The following is a 16652-nucleotide window of genomic DNA, read 5'->3' as shown; positions in this document are numbered from 1 at the left end:
GTTGATCTTTTTTGGCCGATTCGCCGTCAGCTGCGACGCTCGACGATATACCGGGCCAACTCGCGCAACGGCTCGGCTGCCGCGTCAAACGGTCGCAGGGCGTGGAGAGCCTGATCGCGCAGCTCCAGCGCATAGGCCTTGGCCGCGTCCAGGCCGAGCAGCGCCGGGTAGGTCGGCTTGTCCCGGGCGATATCGGCGCCTTGGCGTTTGCCGAGGGTGGCGGTATCGCTTTCGACGTCGAGGATATCGTCCTGCACCTGGAAGGCGAGGCCGATGGCTTGTGCGTAAGTCTGCAAGGATTGCAGTTCATCCGGCTTGGCGCGGCCGCTGGCCAGGGCACCGAGTTTGACGCTGACTTCGATCAGCGCACCGGTCTTGTGTCGGTGCATCAGTTCAAGGGCTTGCTGATCGAGCTTGAGACCGACCGAACCGAGGTCGATGGCTTGACCGCCGACCATGCCGGCCGGGCCTGCGGCCAGTGCGAGCGCACTGACCATCTGCAAACGGATATCGGCGCTCAGGTCGCTCAGGCGCGGATCGAGCAAGGCGCTGAACGCCAGACTCTGCAAGCCGTCACCGGCGAGAATCGCGCAAGCCTCATCGAATTTCTTGTGAGTGGTGGGCTGGCCGCGACGCAGGTCGTCGTCGTCCATCGCCGGTAAATCGTCGTGCACCAGCGAATAGGCGTGGATCAGCTCCACCGCGCAAGCCGCGCCGTTGGCCTGCTCAGCCTTGCCACCGAGGGCTTCGCACGCGGCGTAAGCCAACAGCGGACGCACGCGTTTGCCGCCGTTCATCACGCTGTAGCGCATGGCCTCATAGAGGCGCGCCAGTTCTGGCAACGGGGCGTTGAACAGGCTTTCCAGTGCCGCGTTGACCCGGGCCTGGCTGGTCGCCGAATACGCTGCAATCATTCTGGCTGTTCCGCGTCGAAGGGTTCCTCGGCGAGTTCGCCATCGCGCTCCAGCAGCACTTGCACCTTCTGCTCAGCCTGAGCCAGCGCTGCCTGGCAGTCACGGGTCAGCCCGATGCCCTGCTCGAAAGCGGTCAGCGAGTCTTCCAGCGACAATTCACCGTTCTCCAGACGCTCGACCAATGTTTGCAGGTCGGCGAGGGACTGTTCGAAATCCAGTGCAGCTTTTTTGCGGGCCATGGCGGCAGTTTCCGGTTGACGTTAAACCGGCGCGACACTAGCAGATAGGGGGGGTATGGGCAAATGAGCGGGCTATCTGCGCCCCGTATTTCTGTGGCGAGGGAGCAGGGGGATATAGGGGGATTCCAGGAGGGTGACGGTGTATTCGGCTCATTCTGTGAGCCGAATAATTCCGCTATTCGGCTCACGCACAACAAATACGCGTAATTCCTACAGCGATAGCACATGTATCCGATTGTTAAAAAAACGCCGAATGGATAATCTTCGCGCCTTCTACGACCCGATAGTCACGGGTCTTTCAGACGAAACGCAGTTTCAGAGGCTGTGAAGTACCGAGGATCGGGTGCAAGGTTTCGTTCAGGCATGGCAGGAGGCATTACATGCGTTCATTCATTTTGCTGTTGCTCGGGATGGTCTGCGCACCCGCGCTGCTGGCCGCACCGAGTGCCGAGCTGTCGGAACCGGTGGGTGGCTGGCGTTATCACGGCTTGCTCGATCGCACGGAAAACCCGCAAGTCGCCTATCCGACGCCACCGATCGATCGTGGCATCCAGCGCAATCGCACGATGATCCAGGGCCAGCTCAAAGCCATCGGCCATATGCGCCCGCCGCACAGCCTCGCCGTCAATGGCAATCCGCTGAATCTGTACACCGACGATCAGGGCCGTTTCGCCCGGCCATATGCCTTTGGCGCCGGTTCCAACAGTGTCGAGGTGATCAGCGCCGAGGGCGAGTCGCTCAAGCGCGTGCAATTTTATGAAGCAAATAATTTGCGCACGCCGGCGCGAATTCGTCTTGTCTTGGGGTGGGACGATCCAAAGGCTGAGCTGGATCTGCACATTGTCACGCCCGATGGCCAGCATGCGTTCTGGGCGCGGCCGGCATTGAGCAACGGCGGCGGCCTCGACCCCGACGGCGTCGATGGCCCCGGCCCTGAGATGTTCACCATGACCGCGCCGCTGCACGGCACCTATCTGGTTTACGTCAACTATTGGGGCAATTTCGGCAACGGCGGCTATAACTTCGAGGAGACCAGCAATCAGAACGAGGTGATTACCTCGCAAATCACGCTGGTGCTCAATGAAAACACCGTCGACGAAAAACGCGAGACGTTCATCGTGCCCCTGCGGGCGATTGGTGATCTGCTGCTGGTCAAGACTTTCAACTATTAAGTATCCCGCCATGGATGAAATCGTGAGCGTTGGGAATGAGCGTGAAGATGAGCGATAACACTGTTACCCCGGCTGCCGAAACACCTGCTGGCAAACCTTCCCGGCGCTGGCCGTTGCTGTTGGTCGGACTGTGCCTGGTGGCCAGCGTGGCGGGCGGTTTTGGCTGGCTGCTGCTCAAACCCAAGGCGCCGCCGGTGGAGCTTGCCGGTGACAGGCTCGGCCTGAGCCGCCCGGATGCATTGCTGGAAACCCGCTCGCTGAGCCAGTTACCCAAAGACCTGCTGACGGTACCGTTCCTCAAGGCCACGCTCACCGAAGATTTCGTCTTCTATTACGAAACCCACGCCGATCGCCTCGGCTTGATCGGTAGTCTGCGCCGAATCATTTACGAGCATGATCTGAAGTTGCAGGACAGCTTGATCGAACAGCTTTTCGATCAGCCAGCCGATGTCGCGCTGTGGCGCGGTGCCGATGGTCGCTTGAAGGACTTTCTGCTGGTGATGGATCGCGGTGGTTTGGCCAAGCTGCTGGAGCCGCTGGCGAAAGTCGCGCTCGATGACACGCAACTCAGTGTTTTCGGCAATCTCAAGGTTGGCAGTGACGAGGTGCCGCTGTACCAGTTGAGCTACAACGCCAGCAAATCGCTGCTGTTCGCTTCGCGCGGCGACAAACTGGTGGTGCTGTCCAATCCGGCCAAGTACTACGACCCTGAAAGCGGCGTGTCCGAGGAATCCGGCCACGTCTCGCCGCAAGCACTGGCGGCATTGCTCAACGGCGAAAAGCTGTTCCCCGAAGCCTTCGGCCTGCCTGCTAAAACCCCGGAAACCAGACAGCGACTCTCGGTGAATTCCAGCGTCCTCGCCATGGGCTACCAGCGCTTCATTCCGAACTTCGCCGGCCTGCGTTTCGACATGGACGACAAGGGCTGGCACAGCTACCTAGCCATGGACGAGCTGGAAAACCAGCCGGATTTCGATTTCAAACCGGTCTGGCAAGCCATGCCACTGGGCGCCAGTGCCTGCGTAACGTTGCCGGTAGCTGCCGAACCGCAAAAGCCGTTGCTGGTAAAACTCGGCGCCGAAGACGCCGTGGCACAGACGCTCACCGAACACGTGGCGGGTGCCGCGGGCTTGTGCTGGTACGCCGATTCGCGGTTGTACACGCCATTGCTGGTGGCCAGTCTGAAGGACGAGGACAGCAGCAAGCTCGACGGCGATCTCGGCAAACTGTTCGGGTCGATGGTCGGCGCCTTCGAGTCCAACGTCGAAGAAAAAGTATTCCCTGTAGTGGAGAAACAGGAAGGCCAGAGCCACGTCTGGCAGCGTCAAGTCAGCTCCAGCTTCGGTCCCTACGCGGCCAGGGACGCAGAGAATCCGGATGCAATCAGCGGCAAGGCTTTCATGAGGGTCAGCCTCGCCCGTCACGGCTCGACGCTGCTGTTTTCCCTCGACGACAAACTGGTCGACAAAGCCCTCGGTACCCTCGACAAACGCTTCCCGCCGATGGCCGATGTGCTGCCCAAAGACGTGCTGATGCCGATCTATTTCGGCCCGGATTCGATGGCGCAACTGATGCAGCAGGAAACCCTCGACAGCCTGCCGCAAGACATGGAACCGGTGTTCTACAACGCCGCGCAAACCTATCTGATCCCAAAACTTCGCACTCTCGGCGGCTACGGCAAATATGCCCTGACCTTGCCTGAAGGCAGCGAGCCGGATGGTCACTGGCAGTGGCTGCCGCTGGAGTGGAAAGCGCTGTGACGGCACTGATCCGCAGTCTCGGCTTGCTAGCGCTGTTACTCAGCGCGGGCGCCCGAGCCATCGAAACGCCTGCGCTCGATCCTGCACAATCCCAGGTGTTCCGCGCCTGGTTCGTGCGCATCGCCCAGGAGCAACTGAGCCAGGGCCCGAGCCCGCGCTGGTATCAACAGGATTGCGCCGGGCTGGTGCGCTTCGCTGCCAACGAAGCGCTGAAAGTCCATGACGATAAATGGCTGCGCAGCAATGGCCTGTCCAATCGTTACCTGCCGCCGGAACTGTCGCTGAGCGACGATCAGCGCAAGCTCGCCCAGCAATGGCAGCAGGGCGGCGGCAAGATCGGGCCGTACGTCAACGCAATCAAACTGATTCAGTTCAACAGTCATCTGGTCAGCCGCGACGTGTCGCAGGCACGTCCCGGTGACCTGATGTTTTTCGATCAGGGCGACGACCAGCACCTGATGATCTGGATGGGCCGCTACATCGCCTATCACACCGGCACCACCACCCCGACTGACAACGGCATGCGTTCGGCAAGCCTGCAGCAACTCATGACATGGAAGGACACCCGATGGATACCCGACGCAGCCAACCCCAACTTCATCGGCGTCTATCGACTGAACTTTCTCTCCCAATGACCGGTGCCCGCATGCTGCGTTTACTGCCTCTGCTGTTGCTATTAGCCCTGCCATTTTCGGCAGTGAACGCCGAAGACACCGTCGAACCGAGCGGCTACACACCGGTGTCCGGCGAAAGTTTTTTCCTGCTGGCTGACAGCAGTTTCGCTGCCGACGAGCAGGCCATGGTTCGCCTCGAAGCGCCGGGCCGCGACTATCGGCGTTTCCGCATGGAGCCTTACGGCGGCGCCGACATTCGCGTGTATCGCATCGACAAGCCGCTGGACTTCCTCAAGCGCCAGAAAAACCTGCACCGCGTGGTCAGCGACGGCCAGTTCAAGGGCGAAGGCTTGTCCAACACCCTCGCGTATCTGTGGGACAACTGGTACCGCAAATCCCGGCGGGTGATGCAGCGTGCGTTCTCCTATGAATCGCGCAAACAGGTCACCGAGGAAGTGCCGGAACTGAAGATGGGCAACGCCATCGTCGCGCCGACACCGTATGACGCGCAGCCGCAATTCGCGCTGATTCCGGGCTTGCCGGTGGTCAGCCAGTTCCGTTATCCGCTGTGGCAGGCCAAGCCGATTCAGCCACCGGCCGGGGTCAATCTGGCCGGGTCTTCCAGCGACTTTGTCAGCGTCGCGCCGGGTAACGTTTACATCCCGCTGGGTCAGTTGAAACCGGGTCTTTATCTGGTCGAAGCGCTGATCGGCAAGTACCGCGCGACCACCATGGTCTTTGTTTCCAACACCGTGGCAGTGAGCAAGATTGCCGGTGATGAATTGCTGGTCTGGGCTGCGCGCAAACACGAAGGCAGTTCGGTGCCGAAGGTCAATGTGCTGTGGACCGACGGCCTCGGCGTGATGAGCAGTGGCGCCACTGATGCCGATGGTTTGCTGCGCCTGAAACACGTCAGCCCCGAGCGTTCTTTCGTCATCGGCGAGGACGAGGAGGGCGGTGTATTCGTCTCGGAAAACTTCTACTACGACAGCGAAATCTACGACACCAAACTCTATGCCTTCACCGACCGACCGCTGTATCGCCCTGGTGATTGGGTGTCGCTGAAAATCGTCGGTCGCGAGTTCAAGAATGCGCGGGATTCGGTGTTGCCGGGTGCCGCAGACGTCAATGTCAGCGTGCTCGACGCCACTGGCACCGAGCTGCAACGCCTTGATCTGAAACTCGATTCGAAGGCCGGCACTCAGGGTCGTTTCCAGTTGCCGGATAACGCGGTGGCGGGCGGGTACGAGATTCGCTTCAACTATAAGGATCAGGCTTACAGCAGCGCCTTCCGCGTGGCTGAGTACATCAAGCCACACTTCGAGATTTCGCTGAATCTGGCCAAGCAGGATTACCGCACCGGCGAGCCGGTCAAGGGCAGTCTGGTGCTGTTGTACCCGGACGGCAAACCAGTGGCGAACGCCAAACTGACCCTGAGCCTGCGCGCGCAGCAACTGTCGATGGTCGACAACGAACTGCAATACCTCGGGCAATTCCCGGTGGAGCTGACCAGCACCGAACTGACCACCGACAGCAAAGGCAACGCCACCCTCGACCTGCCGGCCGCCGACAAACCGAGCCGCTACATGCTCACCGTGTTCGCCAGCGATGGCGCGGCGTATCGGGTCAGGACCACCAAGGAAATCCTCATTGATCGTGGCGCCGCGAGTTTCCGCTTGAGTGCGCCGCAGCGTTTCAGTGCGGTCGGCGACAAGGTCGCGTTCAGCTACGCCAACGAGGGCGGCACCGAGCAGAGCAAAGCGGTCACGCCGAGCACTTACGGCTGGGTGCGCCTGGAAGACCAGAGCACCGGCGAAGGCAAACTCGCGGCGACTGACAAAGGCTTCAGTCTGGCTTTTGAACGTCCGGGCACTTACAACCTGACGCTCAAGGATCAACACGGTCGCGTCCTCGGCGCCACCGGTCATGCGGTCACCGGTGACGGCGTCAAAGCTGTGCCGGGCACCGTCGAAATCGTCCTCGACAAACCTGAGTACAAGGCCGGCGATGAAGCGCTGGCACTGATCACCTTCCCTGAGCCGGTCAATGATGCACTGCTGTCGCTGGAGCGCGACAAGGTCGAAGCCACCGCGCTGCTGGCCAAGGGCGGCGACTGGTTGAAACTGGAAAAACTCAGCGACACCCAATACCGCGCACGCATTGCGGTGAAGGATAACTTCGCACCGAACCTGACCTTCTCCGTGCTTTACACCAAGGGCGGTCAGTACAGTTTCCAGAACGCCGGGATCAAAGTGATCGCACCGCAAATCGACGTGGCGATCAGCACCGACAAACAGGTGTATCTGCCGGGTGACACGGTGACCGTCGACCTGACTACGCAGTTCGCCGGTAAAGCAGTTCCGGCGCATCTGACGGTGAGTGTTGTCGACGAAATGGTTTACGCGTTGCAGCCGGAAGTCGCGCCGACCATCGACCAGTTCTTCTACCATCCACGGCGCAACAACGTGCGCACCAGCGCCAGCCTGTCGTTCATCAGTTACGACGTCGCGCTGCCGGGCAGTCCCGGTGCGCCGGGCAAAGCCAACCGCAGTGAACGTGGCGTAAAAGTGCTGGAGCGGCCGCGTCGTGAAGACGTCGATACCGCTGCGTGGCAACCGGAATTGCTGACCGGTGCCGACGGCAAAACCCGCTTCACCTTCAAGATGCCCGACTCGCTGACCCGCTGGCGCATCACCGCCCGCGCCATCGCCGATGACGGTCAGGTCGGTCAGAAGAAGCAGTTTGTCCGCTCGGAAAAACCGCTGTACCTGAAGTGGAGCGGGCCGAGCAAATTCCGTAAGGGTGATCAGCCGCAACTCGGTATTTTCGCGTTCAGCCAAGCCGAGAAACCGGTCAAGGCTGAGCTGGTCACCCACTACGCCGGCACCGAACAACGCCTGCCGGTGACCCTGAACAACGGCATCAACTACCTGCCACTGCCGGCGTTCGCATTGGCTTCCGGCGAGTGGACGGCGGAGTTGGTGCAGGACGGCAAAACCGCTGATTCTCTGGCCGTGCGCTTGAGCGCAACCGGTGACGGCTGGCAAGTGACGCAGACGCAAAGCCTCGACGTGGCCAGCGGCGATACGCCACTGAGCCTGCCGGCGGACGCCACCGATATTCGCCTGCGGCTGGATGACAGCCCGCAAGCGCTGTTCCGTTCGGCGCTGGATGATCTGCTCAGCTACCCGTACGGCGGGGTCGAGCAGACCGCCAGTCGCTTGTTGCCGCTGAGCATTGCCTATCCTTCGCTGGCATCGAGCCCGCAGATCCGCGAGCGCTTGCGTCTGATCATGCAGAACAGCCGTCTGCGGTTGGTGCAAATGGCCGGGCCGTCGGCGAGCTTCACCTGGTGGGGCTACGACGGTGAGCCGGATGCGTTCCTCACCGCTTACGCCTACTTCGCCGACTGGAATGCCAGCCAGGTACTGGATCTGACGCTGCCGCCGGAGCATTGGCAGCGCGTGTTGGAGGTTTACGCCAAACAGGCGCCGAACACTCCGTTGCTGCAACGGGCGTTGATTCTGTCGTTCGCCAAGCAGATGCATTTGCCGGTGAACACGCTGCTGACGGGGTTGATGGAGGATCTGGCGAAGGCGGGTGAAGGCAATGCCGAAACCCTGATCGACGATGGCGTAGACAGCCTGGTGATGAGCGATCCGGATTCGGCGCTCGGTCTGGCGGCGGCGCGAGTGTTGACCGCATCGCTGGCCACACAGGCGAAAGTCGCGTTGCCTGACGCATTCAATCGTCAGGTGGGCGCTGCGCAACAGCGTCTGTCGGTCAGTTCGCAGCCGTTTGTCGAAGCGCTGAATCTGTCGCTACAACCGTTCGATCAGGCTCGCGCGCAAGCCTTGCTGCAACGCCTGTTGCCGCAGCAATCGACGCTCGAGCGCGCACTGGCGCTGACCTGGCTGCAACGCAGCATCGCCCAGGCTTCGCCGACCATTGCGCTGACGCCGGGTGAGGGCTGGAAGAAAAGCTACGGTGCCAGTGGCGAGATGTTCTGGACGTGGCAGGGGGCGACGCCGGTGCCGAGCGTGTTGACGGTTTCTGGTACTCAGGAGCGTCCGCTGCGCGCGGCGCTGAGTTTCCAGACTCAACAGCCGGCCATCGATCCAATGGCCGTGACCATCACCCGGCGTCTGTCGCGACTGGTGCCGGGCGATGAAGCGTTCACTTTCAAACTGGAGCCGGTCGGCACTAAGCCGTTGTCCAGCGACAGCCTGTATCTGGACGAAGTGATCCTCACCAGCAAGGCGCCGAAACCGCTGCGCTACGGCATGCTTGAAGTACCGCTGCCACCGGGCGCTGATGTCGAGCGCACAACGTGGGGCATCAAGTTGCAGGGCAATGACGGCACCGAACCGACCGCACTCGAGAAAGCGCGTTTCGAGCCGGGGCAGTTGGCTTATGCCGTGCCGGTGGATGCGCTGAGTGGCGAATTGCGCCTGCGCCATCTGGTGCGTTTCTCGCAGAAGGGCCAGTTCAATTTACCGCCGGTGCGTTTCACCCAGGTCTACGCGCCGCAACATCAGGCTCAGGAAGCGAAAGCCGCCCTCGGTCAGGTCACGGTCAACTGACATGAAGCGGCCGCTGCTGTGGCTGATGTTGTGTGTGATTCCCGCGCTGGCAACGGCGCAGGATGAGTCTTTGCGCGTGGCCTACAAGGGTGAATTGTTGTCGTTGAGCCAGACGCAACTGATCGCTCGCGAGCCGTTGCCGCCTTCGCTGGATGCGCCGCTGGGCAGTCTGTGGAAGCTGTTTGTTTATGCGTGGCTGGTGGATACCGGCGCTCGCGAGCCCGCTTATGAATGTCGCGGGCAGTCGAAAGAAGAAGTTTATTGCTGCAGCGCTGGCGGCAAGATTGGACGTGATCAGGCGTTGGTAAAGTCGTGTGGGTTGTATTTTGAGCCTACGCGGTTGGGGATTTCTTCTACCGATTGGCGAGCGTATTGGCAGACGCGGCAGGCACCGTCGTGGTTGCTGGATCTGCCATTGGTGCAACCGGCTACCCGAGTTTCTGTGGCTGATTTGTTGATGGTGTTGTCTTTGCTGCCAGCTCAAGACCAGATGCGCCGCGTGTTGCTTGATGTCGTTCTGACTGCGGCGGATGGCAACGTCGTTGGTGAATTGGGCGGGCGCTTGCGGGTGAAAACCTGGAGCTGGCTCGGCGATAAGGACCCACAATCGCGACAGGGCGGATTTGCCGGTTGGACGGTGGATGGCTCGCCGGTTTGGGCGGGAGGGCGTGGCACCAGTCAAATGGTTCTACGAAATTACGGTCAGGCACTGGCGACGGTGTTGCCAACGGTCTGGCCAGCAGAGACGGGCCGTTGTGTCGAAGTCGTTCTGTTCTCGCGCTATCCGGTGTTACGTGTTTTGGCTGGCGATCGGGCGGTGACTTCCGGACCGTTGCAGGGCGATTACCGCGTCGAATTCGCTAACGGCAATGCGCTGGATATCCATAGCGACGGCGAACTGTTTCTGCTCAACAACAAACTCGTCGCCAGGCTTGATCGCGAAGAATACGTCGCCCGGGTGCTGGATCGCGAAGCCAAACCCGAACCCGCCGAAGCCGCCAAAGCGCTGGCCGTGGCGATCCGCACCTACCTGCTGCAAAACGCTGCGCGTAGCGGCGATTGCCTGAGCATCGATGACAGCAGCACCCGCCAGCGCGTCGCCCCGCGTCCGGCCTCGGCGGAGTCTCGCAGTATCGCCGCATGGACCGCGGATCTGGTGTTGGCCGGCAGTATCGTCACCTATCACTCAGACCAACCCGGCCCGGACAAACTCGCTTGGCAACAAGCCGTCGAGCAGGCCAATGCTGGTCAGCGCTACGACGCGATTCTGCTCCACGCCTATCCGCGCGCCAGCCTTAGCCGTTGGGACAACCCAGTCGCCTCCTGCGAAGCACTGCCCGCCGCCCAAGACTGGCTGCAAAAGCAACGACGCGGCTGGCGCCCGAAGCTGGAAAGCGAAACCGGCTACAACGAAGTCAGCACGTTCGCCGTGTGCAAACTGGCTTTTGGCAGACCCTTCGTCGACCGCGAGCGCCAACGAATCTATGTGCGCGGCGTACTCACCCTGCAGGATCGCCTCGACCTCACCCACGAATATCTGCACCTGGCTTTTGAAGCACATCCCAACGGCCAGGATGAAACCTACATTGAAGGGCTCGCCCGTCACCTCTTGCTGGAATAGACCATGAAACTCCGTTATCCACAGGTCTTGCTGCTGCTCTGCACGTTGACCGCGCTGTCGCCGGCCATTGCCGCCGACAGCGTCAAACTCGACACCCCGGTCGGCGGCTGGCGCAGCGGCGCGCCGCAAGGCGAGGGCGAAAGCTTCCGCCAGACCGTCAACTACCCAGCCTCCTCGGTGAACACCCCGATCGGCCAAGCCAACACCGCACGCATCAGCGGCGAAATCAAAGCCACACCGAAGAGCACAGAGCCCGGCCGCCTCATCGTCAACGGCGTCAGCATGCCGCTGAAAATCGACGACGCCGGCCGCTTCGACCGCCCATTCTCCTTCCCCAACGGCAGCAACAGCGTCGAAGTCCGCAGCCCTGACGGCAAACAACGCCACCGCACCCAATTCCTCAACACCAGCGGCGGCGCCACCCCAGCCAAACTGCGCGTCCTGCTCGCGTGGGACAGCGACGGCACCGACCTCGACCTGCATCTCGTCACCCCCGACGGCGGCCACATCTGGTACGGCAACCGCATCGCCCCCAACGGCGGCGCCCTCGACGTCGACGTCACCACCGGCTACGGCCCGGAAATCTTCGCCATGCCGGCGCCGATCAAGGGGCAGTATCTGGTGTATGTGAATTACTACGGCGGCGGGTATCGCGCAGATGACGAAGGTGGGGATGAAGCCGTGCAGGCGCTGACGACGGCGCAGGTGACGGTGATTACCGAAGAAGGCACGCCGAGCGAGAAGATGGAGACTTTTTTGATCCCGATGCGGACGGCGGGGGAGTTGACGTTGGTTAAGGCGTTTAGTTATCCCTGAGCAGGTACCTGCTCAGGGTTGCACTAGAAACCGGGCGGAATATAACCGGGCACGAACGGCACGTTGATGCACTTGCCGTGAATGATCTTTCCGTCCTCGATCCTGAACAGCACGATCTTTTTCGCCTTGTTGACGGTAGCCTCCAGTTTGCAATCCGAGCTGTGGCCGACCGTCTCGTAATACTCGGTGTAAACCATGCCGTTGCCGGTGTGATTCATTGAAGTAGCGGCCGCTTCTGTGGTGGTCCAGCTGGATGATTTATACCAGGTGAGCACAGCCAGATTCTCGCCGTTGGCAGTGGTCTGTTTTTTCATCGAGTCGGGTTTGCCGAACAAATCGAGCGCTTCCTGAACATCGCGTCCTTCCCAGCGCGACTGTGCAACAAGGTGGCAGCCATTCACCAACAAAGTTGTGGCTGTTATCAGTAGCGCCAGTAACGTTTTAGTCCATTGATTCATCATGACTCCCGATGTCATGTGCGATACGAAATAGCGCGCTGCAGCGTTATGAGGACAGGCTGTTACTTGTTGCCCAGTATCGAATCGAGGTTATCCATCATCTGGCCTTTTTCCTGAATAAGCGCCAGTTTGAAGAATATTTGCTGCATGCCCTGAATCATCTGCAAGTGCTCCATCTTGCCCAGCGCGATCATGTCTTTTTTCTCTGGAGAGCAAACGAAAGCAAGGGCACGTTGCACCCAGAACTCCTTCGGCTGCTGCCATTGCTGGTTCACTTTCAGGTGCCGCAGCAGGTAGGCAATTCGATCCACCGACTGGCCATTAACAAACCGCAGCTTGTTTGTCTTGCACTGAACTTCCAGGTTGTAGGCATCAATCATGGGCTTGCCCGGCTCTTCATACACCAGCGTCACCGCCAACATCTGCGCGCCCTTGGTAAGTGTCGACGGCACCACAGAAGTTGTGTCGGCGACATACATGATGTTCTTGTGCGGGACGCCGTTGCCATAAATGATCCACCAGTCGCCGATGGGGATCGGTTCTTCCGCTAACGCTGAAGTGGCTGACGATAGTGCGGTCAGTAAAGCGAGGGATTTACTCAGTTTTAAAAACGACGACATGGTGCTGCTCCATTCCTTGGCGCTTTTGTAATGCACAAAAACAGAATGGAAATTTAGTGGTGAGGGTGGGCGCGGGGCAATTAGGGCGGATGTGCTAATGGCTTATTGCGATTCCCGTTTCAATCAAGGAGCGGTAAGGGGCTAGTACCTCTTGCCCCATTTCATAACGATGTCAGGCCGCTATTTCCGGGCTGAAGCTGCTGGATGTCAGACGCGTAATCGCAATTCCTAGTGCCTGATCATCGAATAACTTGTTTTTATGCACCGCAGCTCCGGACCCACCTTCCCAGTTCTTCAGTGCTTTACGTACCGCAGGAACGGTTGGAGCAATCCTTTCCCGAATCAGCAACCAATCAACGGTCGCCAGCAACTCCATGCCGAAGGGTGACTCAAAACCGTCGATCAATTCAGCCGTTCGCTCTAAAGCTTGGGAGTATTCCTTGGCTTCAGTCTTGAGGTAGGTTTGCAAAAAGGCTTTGCGATCTTGATCAAACCAAATGACATCGGTGATTCCTGCATCACTGATGCGCTTGTCGCAATGTAAATAGCTGCCATCCAGATTGTTGAGCAGATGCTCCAATCGATTGGCATACGGACCGAATTTATGAGCGACAAATTTGAGGTTTAGCGGATTCTCAGTACCTGGAATTTTCTCGATTGCACGCTCAAGAAACCAAGCCAGTTTCTGAATTTCGAGCAGGCTGCATTCCATGCCCAGAACCCAATAACGCCGGACCAACTCAGCAATCAGTGCGCGTGCCGGAGTGAGTTGCTCAACGCCATCGCGCTTAGCGACATTCAGATACTGATTAGAGGGTTCGAACACTAATACATCGACATCCAGGTCACCCAGCACTTCTACAATCTGCTCGCGCACTTCAGGCCACTTCAAACCACCGTTACCAGCGCCCAGCGGAGGAACAGCGACGGATTTCACATCGTTTTCAAGTAAAAACCGTCGCAGATCATGCAAGCCTTCGGTTATCCATGCCATTTGCGACGGATACCGCCAGTGGCGCTGGTGGGGAAATTCACAATCCAGCGCGGTCCATCGAGTTCGTTGGTGGCAGTCACGTGCATTTTGCCGGTTTCTACTTCCCCGGCCTTACACGCCGCTGCATACACGCGGTAATTCTGCCCAAAGCGCTCTTTGAACATCAGCGCGATGCCCTTGCCCATCACGCCAACGGTATTCACCGTGTTGACGAGGGCTTCGGTTTTGGCTTCCAGCAGGTTGCCTTGGGTGAATCTGATCATTGGAAATACCATTTGGGGCGCGCATGGATGAAGGCCAACTCACAGGGCTTTTAACGCTTACTCCTCATCAAAATAATCGCGATCAAGCGTCGGCAACCGCAACAAACGCGATGTCACGCCCACCTCATGATCCATCATCAGATGCACCAGCCGCATGCCGTCTACCAACACAATGCCGTCCACCGATTTGGCGAAGTCGACAGCGTGCGCTGTAAAGCCAGAGGTGGTAATGAACACGCCACGCTTGGCTTTTTGCCCTGCGAGCGCCCCATAGAACGCCTGCAGTTCAGGCCGGCCAACCGTGTTCTGCCAGCGCTTGGCCTGAACGTAAACCTTCTCCAGCCCCAATTTATCGAGCGAGATAATGCCGTCGATTCCTGCATCACCGGAACCGCCGACACGTTGCAGATCATTACGACTGGCGCCGTAACCCAGGCGATGAAGTACATCCAGCACGATCACTTCGAAGCGGTTGGGGCTGACTTGCAGCAAGTTATCCAAAAGGTCGGCCGCCGTCGCATCGCGCAGTTCCTTTAGCGCTCGCTCCAATCGGTCATCGGGGCTTTCGGTGGCAGAGGCTAGATCTGGCTCCACATTTGGTTGGTCATCCAGTGGCTCGGCATCAGGCGCGACTTTCAGCTTCACATTCATGTAGCCGATCGCTAAATGCTCCACGTCCTTGGCTGACAGTGGAAATGCATGCTCCTTGGCGTACTGCACACCAGCGTCAGTCAACTTCCAATAACCGCGTTTGGCACTACTGGAAAGACCTGCACGCTTGAGGCGATCGTGTGCCCAGCCTGATCGGTTCTTGTAGGTGGCCTGACCACTCGCGATCAGATCTTCACGCTGCGCTTCTGTTAATTGCAGCATTTTGGCTGCCGCTTCGTGGGCGTCCCGAGCAATTGCACCGTCGGGTTTTGTGGCAAGAAACCGGAGGATCGGCTCGATGAACTGATCGTAGGTTGGAACAGACATGGGCGCATCCCTGTGCTGATGGGTGTTTTTGAACTGACCGACGGGCGAGTATAAATTAACGCTCGCTGAGGATGCCTTCGAGAGTAAGAGCTGGTGCCGTGAAAACGTAAGTCGCTGTGTCGTGGCGTCCTGATAGGGCGAGTAGCTGAGCAGAACACTTTCCAGCAGGCATTAAAAAGCCGGCTTGTGGCCGGCTTTTCTTTCGTCCGCAGCTTTTCGCCGACATCCTTAAAGCCTAGATTTTACAGGGCTTTGAGCCTAATATCAGTTCCTAAGTGTCCGCCGTTGATCGCTGGAAACCGCGATTAGGGTGTGGGTCAAAGTGTGGGTCGGGCTGAGGAGGCTTTATGGGCAAGCTGACGATTAAGGCAATCGAATCACTCGCCAGGTCTGGAGACGCAGGCAAAACCAACGACGGTGATGGTCTGTATTTCCAAGTAAGCAAAGCAGGAGTGTCCAGTTGGATTTTCCGCTACAAGATTGAGGGCAAAGGCCGTGAAATGGGTCTAGGCCCTTATCCAACCATCACTCTCGCGAAGGCCCGCGAACTGGCCGCAGATCAACGCAAGGTCCTGGCTGCTGGCAGTGACCCTCTGGCCGCCCGTGATTTCGAGCGAGAAGTGAAGCGTGAAGCAGAGCGACAAGCGCAATCGCGTCGTGTGACTTTTGAGTCGCTTGCGACCGAATACCGGAACGCGCATGGTTCCACTTGGTCGGAAAAGTGGCGTAAAGGCTGGCTGCGGAAACTGGAGCTGTATGCCTTCCCCGTCATCGGCAAGCTGCCTGCTGCTGAGGTTCAGACCGAGCAGGTCCTGAAAGTGCTTCGCCCCATCTGGCCAAGCAAGACCCGCACGGCCGACGAAGTGCGTGGACAAATCGAGCAGGTCCTAGACGCCGCCAAGGCGCACAAGCTGCGCGATGGCGATAATCCGGCACGCTGGCGCGGGCACCTGGACAGCCTGCTGAGCAAAGTGGAAAAGAAAAAAGCCCGCCAGCGCCAGCATTTTCCTGCGATGAAGTGGAAGGATGTGCCGACGCTTATGGTCAAGCTGGCGATGGACGAATCTCGCGCCTCAGTAGCGGCTCGACTGCTCATCCTCACTGGTGCGCGTGCGCTCATGGTCCGCTTTGCAAAATGGTCGGAGTTCGACTTGAAGGCAGGTATCTGGTCGCTGCCTGCCGAGCGAATGAAAATGCGCCAGGCCTTCAACATTCCGTTGGCTCCAGAGGTTGTCGAGCTGCTGGAAGCCCTGCCGCGCGATGAGGACAGCTCCTACCTATTTCCTGGCCAAGGCAAGACTGGCGTTATGCACGCTAACGCCATCCGCAACTTGTTACATAGCCTTGGGCATGATGACGTGACCCGTCACGGCTTTCGGTCCAGCTTCCGTGACTGGGCAAGCGAATACACTCAGTATCCTCGTGAAGTCTGCGAACTGGCCTTGGCGCACGACGAGCGTGATCAGACCGAGGCCGCCTACTCCCGATCCGACTTCATCGAGAAGCGCCGTGCCTTGATGGCTGATTGGGCGAAATTCACAACCACGCCGCCAGCGGCGAATGTCGTTCAAGGCGATTTCAAGTGCGCTTAAAAGTAGGTCTCGCGGGAAAAATATGGTC

At 59.2% G+C, this 16652-nt stretch carries 13 protein-coding genes and 1 pseudogene; 7 read left to right on the top strand and 7 right to left on the bottom strand.

The genetic code is table 11. The features are described from left to right. Positions 1-26 precede the first annotated feature (26 nt). Both ispA and AB4P97_RS20150 read right to left on the bottom strand, forming a co-directional pair. The gene (gene ispA, locus AB4P97_RS20155; RefSeq protein WP_042561289.1) at positions 27-914 is read right to left on the bottom strand and encodes a (2E,6E)-farnesyl diphosphate synthase; all 888 of its coding nucleotides are present in this window, start codon (positions 912-914) and stop codon (positions 27-29) included. Beyond that, on the bottom strand, positions 911-1153 hold the full coding sequence (locus AB4P97_RS20150) for an exodeoxyribonuclease VII small subunit (RefSeq protein WP_003228627.1): 243 nt from the start codon (positions 1151-1153) through the stop codon (positions 911-913). The genes ispA and AB4P97_RS20150 overlap by 4 nt, the downstream gene beginning before the upstream one ends. Before the next feature lie 380 nt (positions 1154-1533). Between AB4P97_RS20150 and AB4P97_RS20145 the strand changes: the two genes are divergently transcribed. Genes AB4P97_RS20145 through AB4P97_RS20130 form a run of 4 tightly spaced genes read left to right on the top strand, consistent with a single transcriptional unit; the run spans position 1534 to position 9282 of the window. Then, positions 1534-2325: a YfaP family protein gene (locus AB4P97_RS20145; RefSeq protein ID WP_395601531.1), complete on the top strand. Its 792-nt coding sequence runs from the start codon at positions 1534-1536 to the stop codon at positions 2323-2325. Positions 2326-2372: 47 nt separating this feature from the next. Continuing rightward, on the top strand, positions 2373-4085 hold the full coding sequence (locus tag AB4P97_RS20140) for a DUF2138 domain-containing protein (protein ID WP_395601530.1): 1713 nt from the start codon (positions 2373-2375) through the stop codon (positions 4083-4085). Continuing rightward, a complete protein-coding gene (locus AB4P97_RS20135) occupies positions 4082-4720 on the top strand; it encodes a DUF1175 domain-containing protein (RefSeq protein ID WP_042561286.1) in 639 nt (212 codons plus the stop codon). The genes AB4P97_RS20140 and AB4P97_RS20135 overlap by 4 nt, the downstream gene beginning before the upstream one ends. Next, positions 4717-9282 carry an alpha-2-macroglobulin family protein gene (locus AB4P97_RS20130; protein WP_395601529.1) on the top strand — a complete coding sequence of 1522 codons (4566 nt, stop codon included), beginning with the start codon at positions 4717-4719 and terminating at the stop codon, positions 9280-9282. Before AB4P97_RS20135 ends, AB4P97_RS20130 begins: the two co-directional genes overlap by 4 nt. Here AB4P97_RS20130 and AB4P97_RS20125 read toward each other — a convergent pair. Continuing rightward, positions 9275-9577 carry a hypothetical protein gene (locus tag AB4P97_RS20125; protein WP_395602960.1) on the bottom strand — a complete coding sequence of 101 codons (303 nt, stop codon included), beginning with the start codon at positions 9575-9577 and terminating at the stop codon, positions 9275-9277. The genes AB4P97_RS20130 and AB4P97_RS20125 overlap by 8 nt on opposite strands. Here AB4P97_RS20125 and AB4P97_RS20120 point away from each other — a divergent pair. Both AB4P97_RS20120 and AB4P97_RS20115 read left to right on the top strand, forming a co-directional pair. Beyond that, positions 9482-10903, top strand: a complete 1422-nt coding sequence (locus AB4P97_RS20120) for a DUF2300 domain-containing protein (RefSeq protein ID WP_395602959.1) — start codon at positions 9482-9484, stop codon at positions 10901-10903. The two genes, AB4P97_RS20125 and AB4P97_RS20120, sit on opposite strands and share 96 nt — an antisense overlap. 3 nt (positions 10904-10906) lie before the next feature. After that, positions 10907-11719 (top strand): YfaP family protein, encoded by an 813-nt coding sequence (locus tag AB4P97_RS20115; RefSeq protein WP_042561284.1) that lies wholly within the window; start codon positions 10907-10909, stop codon positions 11717-11719. Between the two features lie 23 nt (positions 11720-11742). On the opposite strand, the gene AB4P97_RS20110 is transcribed toward AB4P97_RS20115, so the two are convergent. The 4 genes and pseudogenes from AB4P97_RS20110 to AB4P97_RS20095 all read right to left on the bottom strand — a co-directional run bounded on the left by AB4P97_RS20110 (position 11743) and on the right by AB4P97_RS20095 (position 15032). Continuing rightward, entirely contained in the window at positions 11743-12177 is a 435-nt protein-coding gene (locus tag AB4P97_RS20110; protein ID WP_395601528.1) for a hypothetical protein, read from the bottom strand. A 62-nt stretch (positions 12178-12239) separates the two neighbouring features. After that, positions 12240-12797: a hypothetical protein gene (locus AB4P97_RS20105; RefSeq protein WP_042561282.1), complete on the bottom strand. Its 558-nt coding sequence runs from the start codon at positions 12795-12797 to the stop codon at positions 12240-12242. Positions 12798-12969: 172 nt separating this feature from the next. Then, positions 12970-14054: pseudogene (locus tag AB4P97_RS20100) on the bottom strand (macro domain-containing protein). Positions 14055-14111: 57 nt separating this feature from the next. Further along, positions 14112-15032, bottom strand: coding sequence for a restriction endonuclease (locus AB4P97_RS20095; RefSeq protein WP_042561281.1), 921 nt, complete (start codon positions 15030-15032; stop codon positions 14112-14114). A gap of 347 nt (positions 15033-15379) precedes the next feature. Between AB4P97_RS20095 and AB4P97_RS20090 the strand changes: the two genes are divergently transcribed. Further along, a complete protein-coding gene (locus AB4P97_RS20090) occupies positions 15380-16624 on the top strand; it encodes a tyrosine-type recombinase/integrase (protein ID WP_395601527.1) in 1245 nt (414 codons plus the stop codon). The last annotated feature ends 28 nt before the right edge of the window (positions 16625-16652 follow it).

The sequence above is a fragment of the Pseudomonas sp. A1230 genome (genome assembly GCF_044218825.1).
GTDB classification, from domain to species: Bacteria; Pseudomonadota; Gammaproteobacteria; order Pseudomonadales; family Pseudomonadaceae; genus Aquipseudomonas; species Aquipseudomonas iridis.
The sequence above is the reverse complement of the archived record's forward strand: the minus strand, read 5'-3'. Positions and strand labels throughout refer to the sequence as shown.

Bases quoted from the DNA above. Each gene is read 5' to 3' on its own strand.
- AB4P97_RS20105 (WP_042561282.1), bottom strand. From the start codon at position 12,797: ATGTCGTCGTTTTTAAAACTGAGTAAATCCCTCGCTTTACTGACCGCA.
- AB4P97_RS20090 (WP_395601527.1), top strand. From the start codon at position 15,380: ATGGGCAAGCTGACGATTAAGGCAATCGAATCACTCGCCAGGTCTGGA.
- AB4P97_RS20150 (WP_003228627.1), bottom strand. From the start codon at position 1,153: ATGGCCCGCAAAAAAGCTGCACTGGATTTCGAACAGTCCCTCGCCGAC.
- AB4P97_RS20145 (WP_395601531.1), top strand. From the start codon at position 1,534: ATGCGTTCATTCATTTTGCTGTTGCTCGGGATGGTCTGCGCACCCGCG.
- AB4P97_RS20115 (WP_042561284.1), top strand. From the start codon at position 10,907: ATGAAACTCCGTTATCCACAGGTCTTGCTGCTGCTCTGCACGTTGACC.
- AB4P97_RS20095 (WP_042561281.1), bottom strand. From the start codon at position 15,032: ATGTCTGTTCCAACCTACGATCAGTTCATCGAGCCGATCCTCCGGTTT.
- AB4P97_RS20110 (WP_395601528.1), bottom strand. From the start codon at position 12,177: ATGAATCAATGGACTAAAACGTTACTGGCGCTACTGATAACAGCCACA.
- ispA (WP_042561289.1), bottom strand. From the start codon at position 914: ATGATTGCAGCGTATTCGGCGACCAGCCAGGCCCGGGTCAACGCGGCA.
- AB4P97_RS20140 (WP_395601530.1), top strand. From the start codon at position 2,373: ATGAGCGATAACACTGTTACCCCGGCTGCCGAAACACCTGCTGGCAAA.
- AB4P97_RS20130 (WP_395601529.1), top strand. From the start codon at position 4,717: ATGACCGGTGCCCGCATGCTGCGTTTACTGCCTCTGCTGTTGCTATTA.